Here is a 16,848-nt window from a genome sequence, read left to right as displayed (position 1 = left end):
GTGCTGCAGCCGCCCCTCATCCGGCCTACGGCCACCTTCTCCCCGCAAGCGGGGCGAAGGAAACATGCCGCGCCGTTTCTCCCAACCAAGCTCGATTCGCAGAGTAGGTCCCCTCTCCCCGCAGGCGGGCAGAGGGTTAGGGTGAGGGGCAAATCCCGCGCCCTCCTTACGCTCTTTCAAAGCCGCGCGCGACTTCCCAGTCAGTGACGCGGCGGTCGTATTCTTCCTGTTCCCAGCGTCCGGCCCTTGCATAGTGCTCGATGACCTCGTCGCCAAAGGCTTCGCGCAGCATCTTGGATTCACTCAGCGCCGCCGTGGCGTCGCGCAGCGTGCGCGGGATCTCGCGCACGTCCTTGCCGCCATAGGCGTCGCCGACGAAGGGCGCTTCCAGCTCCATCTTGTTCTCGATACCGGAAATGCCAGCGGCGATCAAAGCGGCAAAGGCGAGATAGGGATTGAGATCGGAGCCGCCGACGCGGCATTCGATGCGGATCGCCTTGGTCTCTTCGCCGCAGAGGCGATAGCCGGCCGTGCGGTTGTCCTTGCTCCACACAGCCTTGGTCGGCGCGAAGGTGCCAGCCATGAAGCGCTTGTAGGAGTTGATGTAGGGCGCAAGGAAATAGGTGATCTCGCTCGCATGGGTGAGCAGACCCGCCACATAGTGGCGCATCATCTCCGACATGCCGTATTTGCCGCTTTCATCGTAGAACTTCGACGACTTGCCGTCGGCGCTCCAGAGCGACTGGTGGATATGCGAGGAGGAACCGGCGGCCGAATAGTTCCACTTGGCAAGGAAGGTGATGGCCTTGCCGCGCGACCAGGCGATTTCCTTGCAGCCGTTCTTGATGATCGCATGCCGGTCGGCCATCGTCAGCGCATCGGCATAGCGCACGTTGATTTCTTCCTGGCCGGCAGACGCCTCGCCCTTGGAATTTTCGACCGGGATATCGGCGCCCTGGAGACCGTTGCGGATTGCCCGCATCACGTCCTCTTCCTTGGTCGTCTGGAAGATGTGGTAGTCCTCGTTGTAGCCGCTGACGAGCTGCAGGTCGCGGTAGCCGGACTGGCGGGCGTCGTCATAGGACTGGTCGAACAGGAAGAATTCGAGCTCGCTCGCCATATAGGCCTTGAGCCCCATCTTCTCGAGCCGCGCCACCTGCTTCTTCAGGATCGCGCGCGGCGAATGCGGCACTTCCTCGTGGGTGTGGTGGTCGAGCATGTCGCAAAGCACGAGTGCCGTGCCTTCGAGCCAGGGGATGCGGCGAAGCGTCGAGAGATCCGGCTTCATCGTATAGTCGCCGTAGCCCTTTTCCCAGCTCGTCGCCTTGTAACCTGGAACGGTTTCCATCTCCATGTCGGTCGCAAGCAGGTAGTTGCAGCTATGCGTTTCCTTCCAGGCGCCATCGACGAAGAACTGCGCGTGGAAGCGCTTGCCCATCAACCGGCCCTGCATGTCGACCTGGCAGGCAAGCACCGTATCGATGCGCCCGGCGGCGACGTCTTCTTTCAACTCGTCAAACGTATAGCTCATCAACGTCCATCCCATGTTTGGTCACGCGGCCGTTCCCTTGGGTCACGATTTATTGGGCCGCGTGCGTGTTCCGTTCAGGTAACCGGAGAGGTTCCGGCAAAAGAAAAGGCGGAAGTCGCGGTCGCGCTCCCGCCTTTTTCGGTGTTGGTTAGATCTGGCCGACCGCCTTTTCGGCAGCGGCGATTTCGGCCTGGCGGCGTGCCACTTCGTCGCCGATCGGCGGGCCACGGAAACGGCGTCTTTCAAGGCCGAACCAGATCAGCGCCGTCAGCACCAGGAAGCCGACGGTGATGTAGAGCGCCCAGTCGTTCGGCGGCTGAACGCCGAGGATGAAGATCAGCACCATGGCGGCGATCGAAAGCACTGCGAAGAGCTTGAACATGCTTTCGCCGAGGTTCCACGGACCCATCTTGTCCCACTTCGAGGTTCCCCAGGCGAACAGACCAAGCGTGATCGGGATCGCGAAGGAGAAGAACAGGAAGATGACGGTGCACGAGACGACGATGGTGTAGACCGGCGTTTCGCCGATCGAGACCAGCGACGAGCCCCAGACGAACAGCACGGAGAGGATCGAACCGGTCCAGATCGCGGCAACCGGCGTGCGGTAGGTCGGGCTCACCTTGGCCAGCGCCTTGGACGCCGGCAGGCCGCCGTCACGCGAGAATGCGAAGATCATGCGCGACACCGAGGTCACCGTCGCCAGGCCGCACAGCCACTGGCTGACGAAGATGGCGAGATAGAGGATATCCTTGATGACAGGGTGCACCTGCGCGTCCATCGCCCAGAAGAACACGTTCCAGCCCTGCTTGGCGGCTTCGTCCATGTTCGGGATCATCAGCACGAACGAGCACAGCATGATGTAGCCGAAGAGCGCCGACCACAGCACCGACGAGACCATGCCGCGCGGCACGGAATGGGCGGCTTTCACCGTTTCTTCCGAAGTGTGCGCCGAGGCGTCGTAGCCGGTGATCGTGTAGATCGGCAGGAGCAGACCGAGCAGGAACACCCAGGTGCCCGAAGTCTCGGGCCAGACGTTGCCGCCGGCTTCACCGGAATAGTTGGAGAAGGTGAAGAGGCGTGCGATGTCGTAGCTGTCGGCAGCGGTAAGGCATACGAGTGCGAGCAGGATTGCCGTTGCGAAGATCAGGTAGCCGGAAAAGTCCGTGAGCTTGGCGGTCAGCCCGATGCCCATGTGGTTCACGAGCGCCTGGGCGCCGGTGATGATCACCAGGAAGCCGATACGCGTTCCGATCGTGTCGGCAAGACCGAAATAGGGCGTGCCGAAGGAACCCATGAAGAAGTAGTAGGTACCGATGTTGATGGCGCCGAGAACGGTGACGAGACCGAGCAGATTGAACCAGGCCGTCAGCCAGCCGGTGAAGCGGTTGCCGAGGATCGAACCCCAGTGATAGAGGCCGCCGGCCGTCGGATAGGCAGAGCTGATCTGGGCCATGGCGACGGCAAAGACGAAGGAAATGAAGCAGCCGAGCGGCCAGCCGATGCCGATCGCCGCGCCCCCCGCGCCTGCGGTCGCCTGGGCGAGCGAATTGATGCCGCCCGAAAGAATGCAGATGATCGAGAACGACACCGCGAAGTTCGAGAACTGGCTCATGCGCCGCTCGAGCTCCTGGGCGTAGCCCATCGAGTGCAAGACACTCATGTCCTGCTTTTTGTCGATATCACTGTAGTCTTGCATTTTTCTTCCCCTGATTTTTTCAGACCAGACCGCCCCATTGCGACCGGGTCCCATCAACCACCCGCCCCGGCTGCCCGGAACAGGACCGCGGCCAGGCCGCTCCCCAGGGTCTTTTATTGTGCTGAAACGGCCGCGACGCCTTTGCGCAGCAGCCCTTCCAGGTAATCGGCCATGACCCTTTGGCCGATGTCATTGCGAATGAGATCGTTGCGGATCTCGATCATCACATTCGGCAGCCCGTTGTGGACGCCATATTCGATCAGGCTATGGGTAACGCCGTCAGCCGGCCCATAGGGCTCGTTGCGGCGGATATCGTAGGCGACCTGCCCTTTCGTCGCGGCAAGCAGCATCTGGTCGGCAAGCCGGCTGTCGGCGTCATGCAGCACGCCGACCTCAACCGCCCGCGGATTGCCGAAATAGACCGGCGTGAAGCTATGCATCGTCACCAGGATCGGCGGCCGTCCTCCGGCCTTGCGCTCCGAGACGAAACGGGCGACCGCATCGTGAAACGGCTTGTAGATCTCGTCGATGCGCGCCTGGCGCTCGTCGGCCGACATCGTCCGGTTTCCCGGTATTTCATAGACCTCGCTGACCACGGGCATGGCCGCGTCGGCTTCGGGCGGTCGGTTGCAATCGTAGGCAAGGCGGGAGAAGCGCTGATAGATCAGCGCGGCATCGAGTTTGGCGGCAAGCAGCCCGGCAACCGCCAGCGCCCCCGGATCCCAGGCGATATGGCTTTCGAGCGCTTGATCGGTAAGACCGAGCGTACCAAGCCGCTCGGGAACCCTGCGCGAGGCGTGCTCGCAGACGAGCACGACATCGCCCTTGCCTGCGGCGTTTTCGATCGCAACCGGATCGCCATCTGCTTCGGTCAAAAGTCGCGTCAACACCGGCATCCCCTCTTGCCCCGTTAGACGTTCGTTAATGAAAAGAATTCTTCAGAGATTGGCGAGTGTCAATCGAAATCTGAAACGATCTCTTCAAAATTGCGATTGACTCCAATTGTGACAGCGATGTTTAATCTGTCACAAACCGGCTTTAGATCGGTTCAGGGGAGATAATTTGAGCAGCAAGGCGACATCCATGACGGTGTCGGACGTGATCACTGCCCAATTCACCGCGCTGACCCGCGCGGAGAAGCAATTGGCGGAGACACTTCTCGACAATTATCCCGTTTCAGGACTCGGTTCGATCACCACGGTCGCCGAGAACGCCGGCGTTTCGACCCCGACCGTCGCGCGCATGGTGCAAAAGCTCGGCTTCCGCGGCTTTCCGGATTTCCAGGCGCGCCTGCACCAGGAACTGGAAGCGACGATCTCGAACCCGATCACCAAGCACGACCGCTGGGCCGCCAACGCGCCGGGCACTCATACGCTCAACCGTTTTGCCGATGCGATCACCAGCAATCTGCGCGAGACGCTGACCCAGATCGAGCCGCAGGAGTTCGACGAGGCCGCCGCCCTCATCGCTGACCGCAAGCGCAGCGTCTATCTGCTCGGCGGCCGCATCACCCGGTCGCTGGCCGACTATCTCTTCACCCACCTTCAGGTTATCCGGCCGGGGGTCATCGAAATCGCCTCCAATGCCAGTGCCTGGCCGCACTACGTGCTCGACATGCGCCAGGGCGACGTGCTGATTCTCTTCGACATCCGCCGCTACGAGCAGGAAATGGTGACGCTCGCCAAATCGGCCCGCGAGCGCGGCGTCGAAATCGTGCTGTTCACCGACCGCTGGACGTCGCCGGTCGCCAAGTCCGCCTCCCGGGTGTTCCGCTCACAGATCGAAGTGCCGTCAGCCTGGGACAGTTCGGTTGTCATCCTGTTTCTGATCGAAGCGCTCATCGAGGCCGTCCAGAGTTCGAACTGGGACGAAACCCGCGACCGGATGAAGACGCTAGAGGGCCTTTTCGATTCCACCCGCATCTTTCGCAAACCGGTTTAGGGAGAGGTCGCCGACACGTTCACGGAATCTTATGCAGGTATGCGACAGGTAAATCGCGTGTGACAAAAAGAAATGTTCTTCCAACGACATACGCGGCGCGAACAGCAAAAACGCTGTCACATTACTTTCATCGCATCTCTTTAACAGCTTCGCCGAAATCGACTGAAACCCCACGAATTTGACTAAACCCATAAGGAGAACACCAGTGATTTCAAAAACCCAACGCCTGCTTTCGCTCTCCACCGCCATCTTCCTGGCGACGACGGCAATTGCTGCCGCCGAGCCGAGCGCCGAGCTCATCGAAGCCGCCAAGAAGGAAGGCATGCTGACCACGATCGCCCTTCCCCACGACTGGTGCGGTTATGGCGACGTCATCGCTTCCTTCAAGGCCAAGTATCCGGAAATCCAGGTCAACGAACTGAACCCGGATGCCGGCTCGGCCGACGAAGTCGAGGCCGTGAAGGCCAACAAGGACAACAAGGGCCCGCAGGCTCCTGACGTCGTCGACGTCGGTCTCGCCTTCGGCCCGCAGATGAAGGCCGAAGGCCTGCTGCAGCCCTACAAGGTTTCCACCTGGGACGAGATCCCGGACACCGTCAAGGATGCTGAAGGCTACTGGTACGGCGACTATTACGGCGTCATGTCGTTCCTTGTGAACAAGGACCTCGTCAAGGAATCTCCGAAGGACTGGGCTGACCTGCTGAAGCCGGAATATACCGGCCAGGTCGCTCTTGCCGGCGATCCGCGCGCTTCGAACCAGGCAATCCTCGGCGTTCTCGCCGCTGGTCTTGCCAAGGGCGCAAAGGCAGGCAAGGAAGCCGGTGAGACCGGCCTCGGCTACTTCGCCGAACTGAACAAGGCCGGCAACTTCGTTCCGGTCATCGGCAAGTCCGGCACGCTTGCCCAGGGCTCGACCCCGATCATCGTCGCCTGGGACTACAACGCTCTCGGCTGGGCCAAGACGCTTGCCGGCAACCCGCCGACCGAAGTCGTCGTTCCGGCCAGCGGCGTTCTCGCCGGCGTCTATGTTCAGGGCATCTCGGCCTATGCGCCGCACCCGAACGCAGCGAAGCTCTGGATGGAGCACCTCTATTCCGACGAAGGTCAGCTCGGCTGGCTCAAGGGCTTCTGCCACCCGGCTCGCTTCAACGCCATGGTCAAGGCCGGCAAGGTTCCGCAGGAGTTGATCGACGCCCTGCCGCCGGCAGCAGCCTATGAAAAGGCCTACTTCCCGACGCTCGAAGAAGTCGACGCCAACAAGGCTGCCGTCACCGGCGGCTGGGATGCCGTCGTCGGCGCGAACGTCCAGTAAGTCTTTCCACAGTCCTGTCGCCCCGGCCGGTTTTCCGGTCGGGGCGCATACGTTATTTGCAAGAAATTCAATTCTTTAGACCATCAATTACGCCCGCATCGATTACGCGGCTTCACGGGGGCGAACGGAATGTCATCTGCGAAACCCGACGCCAGCCCGCCTGCGCGTCGCCTACCGCTTCACTGGCTGGGTATCCTACCCTTTGCCGCCTTCGTGACGCTGTTCCTGATCCTGCCGACGATGAAGATCGTCATCGGCGCCTTTCAGACGCCGGAAGGCAGCTTCACATTCGAGAATATCCGCGGCCTGTTCACGCCCTCGATCCTTGCCGCCTATTGGATCTCGATCAAGATCAGCATCGCCTCCGCACTTCTCGGCTGCCTGATCGGCTTTGCCATGGCCTCTGCCATCGTCTTCGGCGGACTGCCGAAGGGCATCCGCGGGCCGCTTTTGACCTTCTCGGGCGTTGCCTCCAACTTTGCCGGCGTGCCGCTCGCCTTCGCCTTCCTCGCGACGCTTGGCCCCGTCGGCATCGTCACCGTCTTCCTGCGCTCGAACTTCGGCTTCGACTTGAGGATGCTCGGCTTCAACCTCCTGTCCTTCTGGGGGCTGACGATCACCTATCTGTTCTTCCAGATCCCGCTGATGATCCTGATCATCACGCCGGCGCTCGACGGGCTGAAGCGCGAATGGCGCGAGGCGGCGGAAATCCTCGGCGCCACGGGCCTGCAATACTGGCGCATGGTCGCCTTCCCGATCCTGCTTCCCTCGCTCCTCGGCACGCTCGCACTGCTCTTTGCCAATGCCTTCGGCGCGGTTGCAACCGCGATCGCACTCACCGGCTCGTCGCTGTCGATCGTGCCGATCCTGCTCTTTGCCCAGATCCGCGGCGACGTGCTTGGTAATCCGCATCTCGGCTATGCGCTTGCCTTCGGCATGATCGTCGTTACCGGCATCGCCAATGCGATCTACATCTGGCTGCGGGGCCGCAGCGAAAGGTGGCTGAAATGAAGAAGATCTGGGCCTGGGGGGCTCTCCTGTTCGGCCTCCTCTATTTCACCCTGCCGCTCATCGGCATGACCAACTTCTCCTTGAAGATGCGCCGCGGCGAATATTCCTTCGACGCCTATCAGAAGGTCTTTGCCGACCCGCGCTTCCAGGAGACCTTCACCTATTCGGTGCTGCAGGCGCTGTTCACCATCGTCTTCGGCGTACTGCTGGTTGTTCCGACCGCCTACTGGGTCCGCCTCAAGCTGCCGCGGCTGCGCCCCGTTATCGAGTTCATCACGCTGCTGCCGCTGGTCATCCCGGCGATCGTCATCGTCTTCGGCTATATCCGGCTCTACAACACCTCGAGCTGGCTGCCGCTGACGGGCTCGCTGACCGGCACCAACATCCTCCTGATGTTCGGCTATGCGACGCTTGCGCTTCCCTACATGTACCGCGCCGTCGACACTGGCCTTCGCACCATCGACGTCGGCACGCTCACCGAAGCGGCCCAGAGCCTTGGCGCCGGCTGGACGACGATCCTTGCCAAGATCATCTTGCCGAACGTGCTGGTCGCGGTGCTTTCGGGCGCCTTCCTGACGTTTGCCATCGTCATCGGCGAGTTCACCATGGCGGCGCTTCTGAACCGACCGGCCTTCGGCCCCTACATGCAGCTCTTGGGCGCCAACCGCGCCTATGAGCCGGCGGCTCTCGCCGTTATCGCATTCGGCATCACCTGGGGCTGCCTCGGCCTCATCCAGCTCGTCTCGCGCTTCCAGAAAAGCGCGCCTCCTAAGGCCTGAGGACCGCACCAATGAGTTTTCTGTCACTCACCAGCATCAAGAAGTCCTTCGGCCCGGTTCAGGTCGTGCATGATTTCAACATGAACATCGAAAAGGGCGAGTTCGTCTCCTTCTTGGGCCCGTCGGGCTGCGGCAAGACGACGGTTCTGCGCATGATCGCCGGCTTCGAGACGCCGACCAGCGGCAAGATCGTCATCAACGGCAAGGACCAGAACGCACTGAAGCCCAACCAGCGCAACATCGGCATGGTGTTCCAGGCCTATGCGCTGTTCCCCAACATGAACGTGCATGACAACGTCGCCTTCGGTCTGAAGATTGCAGGCACCGAGAAGTCGCAGATCGACGCACGGGTGAAGCAGATGCTCGGGCTGATCAAGCTCGACCATCTGGCGGACCGCTTCCCCTACCAGCTCTCCGGCGGCCAGCAGCAGCGCGTGGCGCTTGCCCGCGCCATTGCCGTCAAACCGCAGGTGCTGCTGCTCGACGAGCCGCTTTCGGCACTAGACGCCAAGATCCGCGTCTCGCTGCGCGAGGAAATCCGGCAGATCCAGCAGCAGCTCGGCATCACAACGGTCTTCGTCACCCATGACCAGGAAGAGGCGCTGTCGATCTCCGACCGCATCGTCGTCATGAATGCCGGCCGCGCCGACCAGATCGGCACCCCCTTCGAGATCTACAACACGCCGGCAACGCGCTTCGTCGCCTCCTTCGTCGGCACGCTCAGCATCATCGAGGGCAAGGTCGCGGACCCGGCATCGGGTGCGGTGACGATCGGCAACCAGCAGATCGCGCTGAAGGACCCGATTGCCGGCATGAAGGGCGGCGACAGCATATCGCTGGCGCTGCGTCCCGAAGCAGGCTCGATTGCCGAAGGTGCCAAGGGCGATACGGCCCTTGCCGGCGAAGTCGTCTCGACCAGCTTCTTGGGCTCGGTCATCCGCACGCGCCTTCGCGTCGGCGGCGACGTCATCTCCTTCGACATGTTCAACAATCCGGGCGTGGCCCCGCCGGTTTCCGGCGACAGCGTCACCCTGCGCTTTGCCGCCAAGGACCTGCTCGTCATTCGCGAGTAGCAGGCTGACGCCATCGGAACGATTTCTTCCGATGGCGTCGAACCCTGGAAAATTCTGTCGTGATTTCCAGCATTTTCGTCGCAGCGCGCGTTTGACCGCCCACGCTCGCGCTATATAGTCGCGTTGTTCTCAGGGCGGGGCGAAATTCCCCACCGGCGGTAGCGGCCGAAAGGCTGAAGCCCGCGAGCGCCTTAGGGTTTCACCCCTGGGGGTCAGCAGATCCGGTCAGATTCCGGAGCCGACGGTCACAGTCCGGATGGAAGAGAGCAAGCAGGAACGTGGGCCCCGCAACGGGTCCCCGCGCGCATGCATGTTCGCCCGACGGGATCATTGGAAAACGCCAAACCCTGAAAGGCTTGAGACCATGACCATTCTTTCCCACCCCGCCGCCAAGATCGCGATCGTCCGTGCCCGCTGGCACGCCGACATCGTCGACCGCGCGGTCGATGCCTTCGTTGCACAATGGACGAAGCTCGGCGGTTCGGCAGCCGACGTCGAGATCTTCGACGTGCCCGGTGCGCTCGAAATCCCGCTGCACGCGCAGACGCTGGCCAAGACTGGCCGTTATGCCGCGATCCTCGGCACCGCCTTCGTCGTCGACGGCGGCATCTACCGCCACGACTTCGTCGCCGGTACCGTGCTCGACGCCATGATGCGGGTGCAACTCGACACCAACGTGCCGGTGCTTTCGGCCGTGCTGACGCCGCATAATTTCCAGGAAAGCGAGCCGCTGATCACCTTCTTCCGCGAACACTTCGTCGCCAAGGGCACGGAAGCCGCCAACGCCTGCGCCCAGATCCTCGACGCCCGTGCCAAGCTGGCGCTGATCAACGCCTGATCGGCCCTCGAGACATCGGCTGCCCCTCATCCGCTCGGTGAGGGCCTGCCCCTCATCCGGCTGCCGCCACCTTCCCCGCGCGCGGGGAGAAGGACACATGTGGCGCCCTTTTCGCTGCCAAGAACCCGCCCTCGCCACCTTCGGTCAATTAGGTTTCCGGTGATGGCGCGACGAGCGAGAAGTCGAAGAAGATCAGCAAGCAACCTCAGGAATCGCGACGCGGTTGTCCCTGCACGCGAATACGCCCGGCATCGCTGCCGGGCGCGTCGTCACGATGCCTGAGGGAGGATCAACGGGCGTCGCGATTTCAGGTTTAGAGGCCGATCAAAAGTGTTTTGGGTCGGACCGACCCAAAATCACCGTGATCACAAGGGGGAGCGGGAGGCCGTTGGAAGACCACTCCCCCTTCTGCTCATCCCGCTCTGACAGCGTCGAGCCGGTCGATCGCCCGGACGTTGCCGGCGGACGGGCCTTCCGGATCGAACTCGGATGCAAGCCAGGTATCGACGATCGCCTTCGCCAGCTCGGAACCGATGACGCGGGCACCCATGGTGATGATCTGGGCGTTGTTTGACTTCGCGGCTCGCTCGGCCGAATAGGTGTCATGCGTGAGCGCCGCACGGATGCCCGGCACCTTGTTGGCCGAGATGCACACACCGATGCCGGTGCCGCAAAACAGGATGCCGCGGTCGTGCTTGCCTTCGACGACCTGCTGCGCCAGGTTCTGCGCGAGATCCGCATAGAAGCCGGACTGGCTGAGGTCCACGACTTCAACATCGGACCTGCCGCCGAGATGAGCGGCGATGACATCCAGCAGGGGCTTGCCGGCGCTGTCTGCCCCGATTGCAATCTTCATGATTGTTCCTTTCCTAAGAACCTGCCGCGGCGAAAGGCTCAGATCGCCCTTGAGACACGCTGCAGAATGTCGAGATAGCCAGTGACATCCCAGGCGGAGCGGCCGATGAAGAGACCGTCGATATGCGCCTGAGCGATGAGTTCTTCGCAATTGCCGGGGTTGACGCTGCCGCCGTAGAGCACCGGCACGCGTGCGCCGAGCGCCGCTTCGGCCACCTCGGCAATGCGCTTGTGGCGCTCGTCGGCGTAGTCTGCGGTCGCGGGGATGCCGTTGACGCCGATCGCCCAGACCGGCTCGTAGGCAAGCAGGATGGTCGCCGCCTTCGCCTCGCCTTCGAGAAGCTGAAGCGCGCCTTCGACCTGGCGCTTCAGCACCGCGTCCGCCTCGCCAGCTTCGCGCTCGGCAAGTGTCTCGCCGATGCAGATCAGCGGCACCAGGCCGTGGCGCACGGCGGCTGCCGTCTTCAGGCCGACAGTGCGGTCCGTTTCGCCGAAATGCTCACGCCGTTCGCTGTGGCCAAGCTCGACCACATCGAGATTGCAATCCGAAAGCATCAGCGGCGAGACCTCGCCGGTCCAGGCGCCAGCATCGTCCCAATGCATGTTCTGGGCGCCGACCTTGACGCTGGTGCCGGCAAGCCGCGCCTTGACCTCACGCACCGCCGTAAACGGCGGAATGACGAAACGCTGGATGCGTTCGTCGCGCGCCGCATCGGCAGCCACCAAGCCCTCGGCAAAGGCCATCGCCTCGGCGAGCGTCTTGTTCATCTTCCAGCTGGTGCCGACCCAGAATGCGGACATGCTCATGCCTTCTCCTTGGAATTGTCGATCCTGACCAGCCGGATGCCCGCCTCTCCAAGCGGTGCGGCATGTTCGCGCGCCAGCTCGGCGCCGGTCAGCACCGCGTCGAAGGCATCGAGCCCGGTCAGGAAATGGAGCGCCGAGCGCCCGAATTTGTCGTGATCCACCAGCAGGTACTTGCGCTTGGCCGCCTTGACCATCAGGCGCTTGGCCTGCACCACTTCCTGGTCCTGGTGGAACGCCGTCGTGCCTTCGATCGCCGAGCTCGACAGAAAGGCGATATCGACGCGCAGCGAGCGCAGCGCCTCGTCGGTGACGATGCCGAAGAAGCCGTTGAACTTCTTGCTGTACTGGCCGCCGAGCGCGATGACGTTGATGCCGGGAGCGCCCGAGAGACTGCTGATCACACCGAGATTGTTGGTGATGACCGTCAGCGGTCGAATGTCGCGGATGCACTCAGCGATCGCGCCGGTCGTTGAGCTGTCGTCGATCAGGATGCTCTGCCCCGGTTCGATCAGCGTGGCCGCATGTTCGGCGATCCGCCGCTTTTCGGCGGTGGCAATCTTCTCACGGTAGCGGAAGTCGCTTTCGAATTGCGGGCTCGACTGGATCGAGGCGCCTCCATGCACCTTGCGCAACAGCCCCGCCTGCTCGAGGTCGTCGAGATCGCGGTGCACCGTCATCTTGCTGACGCCGAAGTGCCGCGACAGGTCCTCGACGGACGCCGTCCCGGCCTCCATCAGCACATCCATGATCGCCTGTCGCCTGTCTTCCGGCTTCATCGTCTCGGCCCCGATCACGCGCGGCCATCGCCGCGCTCACCGTGAGAAGATAACACTTACATGTGATTTTTCAATTTCAATTATGTGATTTTGTGACTTTTTAATGTGATTTTTGTGCATGATTGAAACCCGTATCGATGAAGGGTTCCCAGAATTCGACCGACTCCCGGATCATCTCAACGACGTTGTGATCGGTCGGCTCGCGCTCGCGGAACGAAAGCTCCAGGCAAATCTCGTTGTCCGTGCCACCGCCTGCCCTGACCGCGCCGATCAGCTTCTCGGGCGTGATGCGACCATCGCTGTTGTAGGCGGCGGTAAAGGGCCAGTGGCCGCCCTTGTTCATCGAGGACTGCTTGATGTGGATGATCGGCGAGCGCTCGGGGAACGCGCCGGCCCAGGCATAGGGGTCGATGTCATCAGGATTGTCGGAGGTGACATCGCCATGGTCGATGTCGACCATCATCTTCATCGGGATCGACAGATCCGCTTCCGCCAACCGCCGGTCGAGCGCCCGGCATTCGGCGATCGTATGGCCGAACTCGCGGCCAACCGACATCGGCTCCCAGAAGACATAGGAAAGACCCGCCGCCTTGCCGTGCTCGGCGACCTCGCGCCAGCAGTCGATGGCGATGCGCATCATCTCCTCGCGCCGCGCCGGATCGTCGTAATCCCTCAGCGTGAAGATCGCGAATTGCGTGCCCATACCGGAAGCGCCGAGCTCGGCGGAGATATCTGCAAAGGTCTTGAACCAGTCGACGTAGTAGCGCCGGACATCCGGATCCGGATGGCCGAAGTGGTTGAGCCGGCCGTAGGGACCGGTCATGCCCGAAGTGATCTTCACGCCGGTGCGGTCGAGCACCCGGCGAAACTGCCGGACGGTCTTGGCGATCGTCGCCGCCGGCCAGCCGGGATTGACGAATTCATGGGTCAATTGCACGTAGCCGATGCGGATCTTCTCGGCGATCGTGTCGATCAGGTCGTCGGGCTCGGCGAAGCGGTTGACCAGCGGATTGGTGTTGAGCGACAGCGTGAAGGCCACGATCCTACTCCCGGCTACCAGAGAAATTTCGGAAGGATGAAGTCGGGGCTTGCCCCATGTTCGGCAAAGAGCCGGCTCCGCTCTTCATTCGAGGCGTGCTGCAGGATACCTGTCGTCACCAGCACGGAATGAAGACCCGCCCCCGTGGCGCCGGCGATGTCGTGCTCGATGCTGTCGCCGATCGCGCAGACCCGCGCCGGATCCGGATGCCCCAGGAAATCGAGCGCAAAGGAATAGATGTCGGCGAAGGGCTTGCCGATCCAGCGCACGCTGCCGCCGAGTTCCTCGTAAAGCTCGGCGATCCGGCCGGCACCGAACGCCGTTCCGGCTGTCGTCAGCATCACCTTGTCCGGATTGGTGCAGAGGCAGGGAACGCCCCGCGCAGCCGCAGGTGCCAGCAGCACCGCATAGTAGGAGAGCAGATGGACATCGCCCTCGCTCGCCGAGAGCAGGACGACATCGGCATCGGCGCCACTGTCGGTACGCTCGAGATCGAGCCCCTTGATTGGCGAGAGGTCATGGTCGCGGCTGATCAGCAGGCATTTGCGTGCTGTGCCGCCACCTGCCCCGCCTTCCCGCCTCAAGATCTGCCAGGCGACCTCGCCTGAGGTCAGGAACCAGTCCCAACTGCCGGCGACAAAGCCGAGTTCGACGAGGCGACGGTCGTTTTCCGCCGAGCGCTTTCCCGAATTGGACAGGACGATGATGCGTTTCCCGGCGTCTTTCAGCCGCGCAAGCGTTTCCGCCGCTCCGGGATAGGGTCCACGTCCATCGCGCAACACGCCGAACTGATCGATCAGGAAGGCATCGTAGCGATCGGCGATCGCGCCGAGCCCGGCAATGGTCTCGACACCAGTCACAGCACACCCGCCTTTCTGGCGCCGGCAAGCGCAAGCCGCGCCGTACCGGCGGCGGCCTCCTCGGAGAGAACCGGCAGGAATGGCACACCGAGCCTGCGTGAACGGATCGCCGTCCAGGCCACATTCTTCGCACCGCCGCCGACGCTTCGCAGCGAACGAAGCCTCGGCCCGCCAAGCGACATCAGCCGCTGATAGGCGAGGTTCTCGACCCCGGCGATGCCCTCGAAGATCGCCTTGAGGAAGGTTGCATCATCGGATGGACGCGGGCTCATGCGCGGCGGAAAATTGGGATCGGACACCGGAAAACGCTCGCCGGGCCTGACAAGCGGATAGTAGTCGAGCCCGGTCTCTTCAGCCGGATCGATCTCGGCGGAAAGCGTAGCCAGCCTTTCGGGCGAGAAGTGTTCGGCCAGAACGACCCCACCCGTGTTCGACGCACCGCCCGCAAGCCACATCTCGCCGATGCGATGGCTGTAGAGCCCATATTCCGGTGCAAACAGCGGACGATCTGAGAGCATCTTCACCGTCAGCGTCGTGCCGAGCGCACTGACGCCGTCGCCCGGCTGATCGGCGCCGGTCGCGAGAAACGAGGCGCAGCCGTCCGTGGTTCCGGCGACGACCACCACCTCGGCCGGCAGATCAAAGGCTTCGGCCGCCGCCGGCGCGATGGTCGCGATCGGCGCGCCGGCCGGAAGCACGTCGGGCAGCAGATCCACGCGCGCACCGGTCTTTTCGATCCAGTCCGGCCAGGATCGTGTCACCGGATCGTACCCGGTCTTCAGAGCATTGTTCTCATCGGAAACGTCGTAAAGCCCGGTGAAATGCCCGGCGAGCCAGTCGGCCTGGTGGATCACCCGGAAAACCCCGGGCCGTGACTGAAAGGCGAGAAGCTTGGCAAGACCTGATGTCGCGCCATGGGCGGCACTCTCGCGCGGCACATGGGCGGAGACCGCATCGAGAAGAGCACGATCGGCAACCGGGTCGTTGTACATCATCGGCGTCGCCAGCGGCGCGCCGCCCTGATCCACCGGCAGCATCGTACCCGATGTGCCGTCGATCGCGAGTGCTGCAACGTTCTGCCGGTCGATACCTCCAAGCGCTTCAACAAGAGCCACCTGCACCGCCTTCCACCAGCCGATCGGGTCGCGGTGATCGTCACTGTGGGACGAGAGCTTCGCCGCACCCGTTGCCACGACGGCGCCGTCTTCGGCCATGGCGACCGCCCGTGCGCCCGAGGTGCCAAGATCGATGCCAATCGCCAGCTTGTCGCCACTCATTGCAGCACCTGTCCGGCCCGGTTGAGCTGCTGGCGATATTTCTCCGCGTCCCAGCCGAGAAGCTCGGCGTTTTCCGCCTCCGTCAGGTAGCGCAGGCGGGCATCCGCCGGGATGCGCGTCGTCACGTCCGCAAGGCACCGGGCCATCGCGAAGGCACCGGCGGAAATCTCCTTCTGCACCAGCACACCCTTGCCGGGGAAAAGTATAAGCGGCGGCGGGCTCTCGCCGGCAGCGCGCCGCTTCGTCTCGATGACAAGCGCGGTCTCGCCCGGTGCGGCGAGCACAACGCCCTTGCCAAGGAAGATCACATGATCCGGGTAGAGGCTGCCACCGGCAGCAAAGCGGCAGTTCTCGAGGTCGGCCGCCACCGCATGCAGGCTTGCATCCTCCGGCAGCCGATAGTCGCTGTCGACAACAAGACGCGAAAGCGCCGCAAGATCTGCAGCCGGCGCCTGCCGCCTCTGGCCGCTCAAGCGGCGCGTCACGTCGGTCAACAGGATCGCCGCATCCGTGACGTTGTTTGCGGCGACGACAAGCCCGTGATTGCCGAGGACCAGAACCGAGGTGTCGTCCTGCAGACGCTCGGCGATCGCCCTGGCGAGCGGCAACCCCGGCCGGGCATAAGGGACGAAGACATGGGGGAATTCGGCGAGCCGTTCGGCGGCGATCGCTGCGCCATTCACCTGCAACGCCGTTGCGATCGTCTCGACACAGTGCACGTGCACCACCACTTTCTGCGGCATCAGCGCATGCACGGTCGTCTCGATGGAGGGACGCAGGCCCGAAGGATTGCGCTCGGCGATCACGAAGTCCTGCGCTTTCTCCGTCGCCGGATCATTGCGCTCCAGCGCATCGAGCAAGGGCTCGAGCGCCACCGGCACCATGACATCGCGCTGGCGGGCGTGGGCCAGCCAGAGGCCGGAGGCCTTGATCCAGAGCGTGCCGCCTTCCTTGATCGACGTGTTGCCGCCGGCCCCCTGCACCAGCAGCGGGTCGGAGCCGACACGGGCGGAAAGATCGAGAAGCGCTTCGAATTCCAGACTTCGCATCCTC

16 protein-coding genes and 1 riboswitch are annotated in these 16,848 nt (G+C 62.9%); of the genes, 6 read left to right on the top strand and 10 right to left on the bottom strand.

Translation table 11 applies throughout. From position 1 onward, the window contains the following. Positions 1-166 precede the first annotated feature (166 nt). The 3 genes from MKZ91_RS16685 to MKZ91_RS16675 all read right to left on the bottom strand — a co-directional run bounded on the left by MKZ91_RS16685 (position 167) and on the right by MKZ91_RS16675 (position 4,114). The gene (locus MKZ91_RS16685; protein WP_336172168.1) at positions 167-1,531 is read right to left on the bottom strand and encodes a glutamine synthetase family protein; all 1,365 of its coding nucleotides are present in this window, start codon (positions 1,529-1,531) and stop codon (positions 167-169) included. Between the two features lie 148 nt (positions 1,532-1,679). Next, entirely contained in the window at positions 1,680-3,227 is a 1,548-nt protein-coding gene (locus MKZ91_RS16680; RefSeq protein WP_336172167.1) for an amino acid permease, read from the bottom strand. A gap of 113 nt (positions 3,228-3,340) precedes the next feature. Then, entirely contained in the window at positions 3,341-4,114 is a 774-nt protein-coding gene (locus tag MKZ91_RS16675) for an N-formylglutamate amidohydrolase (RefSeq protein WP_336172246.1), read from the bottom strand. A gap of 196 nt (positions 4,115-4,310) precedes the next feature. On the opposite strand from MKZ91_RS16675, the gene MKZ91_RS16670 reads away from it, so the two are divergent. The 6 genes from MKZ91_RS16670 (at position 4,311) to MKZ91_RS16645 (ending at position 10,181) form a co-directional block, all read left to right on the top strand. Further along, positions 4,311-5,168, top strand: coding sequence for a MurR/RpiR family transcriptional regulator (locus tag MKZ91_RS16670; protein WP_336172165.1), 858 nt, complete (start codon positions 4,311-4,313; stop codon positions 5,166-5,168). 205 nt (positions 5,169-5,373) lie between these two features. Continuing rightward, positions 5,374-6,480 (top strand): ABC transporter substrate-binding protein, encoded by a 1,107-nt coding sequence (locus MKZ91_RS16665; protein ID WP_336172164.1) that lies wholly within the window; start codon positions 5,374-5,376, stop codon positions 6,478-6,480. Between the two features lie 129 nt (positions 6,481-6,609). Beyond that, the gene (locus MKZ91_RS16660) at positions 6,610-7,491 is read left to right on the top strand and encodes an ABC transporter permease (protein ID WP_336172162.1); all 882 of its coding nucleotides are present in this window, start codon (positions 6,610-6,612) and stop codon (positions 7,489-7,491) included. Further along, positions 7,488-8,270 (top strand): ABC transporter permease, encoded by a 783-nt coding sequence (locus MKZ91_RS16655; RefSeq protein ID WP_336172161.1) that lies wholly within the window; start codon positions 7,488-7,490, stop codon positions 8,268-8,270. Before MKZ91_RS16660 ends, MKZ91_RS16655 begins: the two co-directional genes overlap by 4 nt. Before the next feature lie 11 nt (positions 8,271-8,281). Next, complete coding sequence (locus tag MKZ91_RS16650; protein WP_336172160.1) at positions 8,282-9,343, top strand: ABC transporter ATP-binding protein; 1,062 nt, start codon at positions 8,282-8,284, stop codon at positions 9,341-9,343. A 121-nt stretch (positions 9,344-9,464) separates the two neighbouring features. Continuing rightward, a riboswitch (FMN riboswitch) is annotated at positions 9,465-9,615 on the top strand. Positions 9,616-9,707: 92 nt separating this feature from the next. Then, positions 9,708-10,181, top strand: a complete 474-nt coding sequence (locus MKZ91_RS16645) for a 6,7-dimethyl-8-ribityllumazine synthase (protein ID WP_336172159.1) — start codon at positions 9,708-9,710, stop codon at positions 10,179-10,181. Positions 10,182-10,593: 412 nt separating this feature from the next. Here the strand turns inward: MKZ91_RS16645 and derI are convergent, their stop codons facing one another. The 7 genes from derI to MKZ91_RS16610 all read right to left on the bottom strand — a co-directional run bounded on the left by derI (position 10,594) and on the right by MKZ91_RS16610 (position 16,844). Beyond that, positions 10,594-11,037, bottom strand: a complete 444-nt coding sequence (gene derI / locus MKZ91_RS16640) for a D-erythrulose-4-phosphate isomerase (protein ID WP_336172158.1) — start codon at positions 11,035-11,037, stop codon at positions 10,594-10,596. 38 nt (positions 11,038-11,075) lie between these two features. Next, positions 11,076-11,843, bottom strand: a complete 768-nt coding sequence (locus tag MKZ91_RS16635) for a triose-phosphate isomerase (RefSeq protein WP_336172157.1) — start codon at positions 11,841-11,843, stop codon at positions 11,076-11,078. Then, on the bottom strand, positions 11,840-12,619 hold the full coding sequence (locus tag MKZ91_RS16630) for a DeoR/GlpR family DNA-binding transcription regulator (protein ID WP_336172245.1): 780 nt from the start codon (positions 12,617-12,619) through the stop codon (positions 11,840-11,842). The genes MKZ91_RS16635 and MKZ91_RS16630 overlap by 4 nt, the downstream gene beginning before the upstream one ends. A gap of 100 nt (positions 12,620-12,719) precedes the next feature. After that, positions 12,720-13,658 carry a sugar phosphate isomerase/epimerase family protein gene (locus MKZ91_RS16625; protein ID WP_336172156.1) on the bottom strand — a complete coding sequence of 313 codons (939 nt, stop codon included), beginning with the start codon at positions 13,656-13,658 and terminating at the stop codon, positions 12,720-12,722. A 14-nt stretch (positions 13,659-13,672) separates the two neighbouring features. Continuing rightward, positions 13,673-14,518 (bottom strand): TIGR01459 family HAD-type hydrolase, encoded by an 846-nt coding sequence (locus tag MKZ91_RS16620; protein WP_336172155.1) that lies wholly within the window; start codon positions 14,516-14,518, stop codon positions 13,673-13,675. Then, complete coding sequence (locus tag MKZ91_RS16615) at positions 14,515-15,795, bottom strand: FGGY-family carbohydrate kinase (protein ID WP_336172153.1); 1,281 nt, start codon at positions 15,793-15,795, stop codon at positions 14,515-14,517. The genes MKZ91_RS16620 and MKZ91_RS16615 overlap by 4 nt, the downstream gene beginning before the upstream one ends. After that, positions 15,792-16,844, bottom strand: a complete 1,053-nt coding sequence (locus MKZ91_RS16610; protein WP_336172152.1) for a class II aldolase/adducin family protein — start codon at positions 16,842-16,844, stop codon at positions 15,792-15,794. Before MKZ91_RS16610 ends, MKZ91_RS16615 begins: the two co-directional genes overlap by 4 nt. Positions 16,845-16,848 lie beyond the last annotated feature (4 nt).

This window comes from Ensifer sp. MJa1 (assembly GCF_037026475.1).
In the GTDB taxonomy this organism is placed as follows: domain Bacteria; phylum Pseudomonadota; class Alphaproteobacteria; order Rhizobiales; family Rhizobiaceae; genus Ensifer.
Note: the sequence above shows the minus strand (reverse complement) of the source record. Positions and strands in the feature narration are given on the sequence as shown.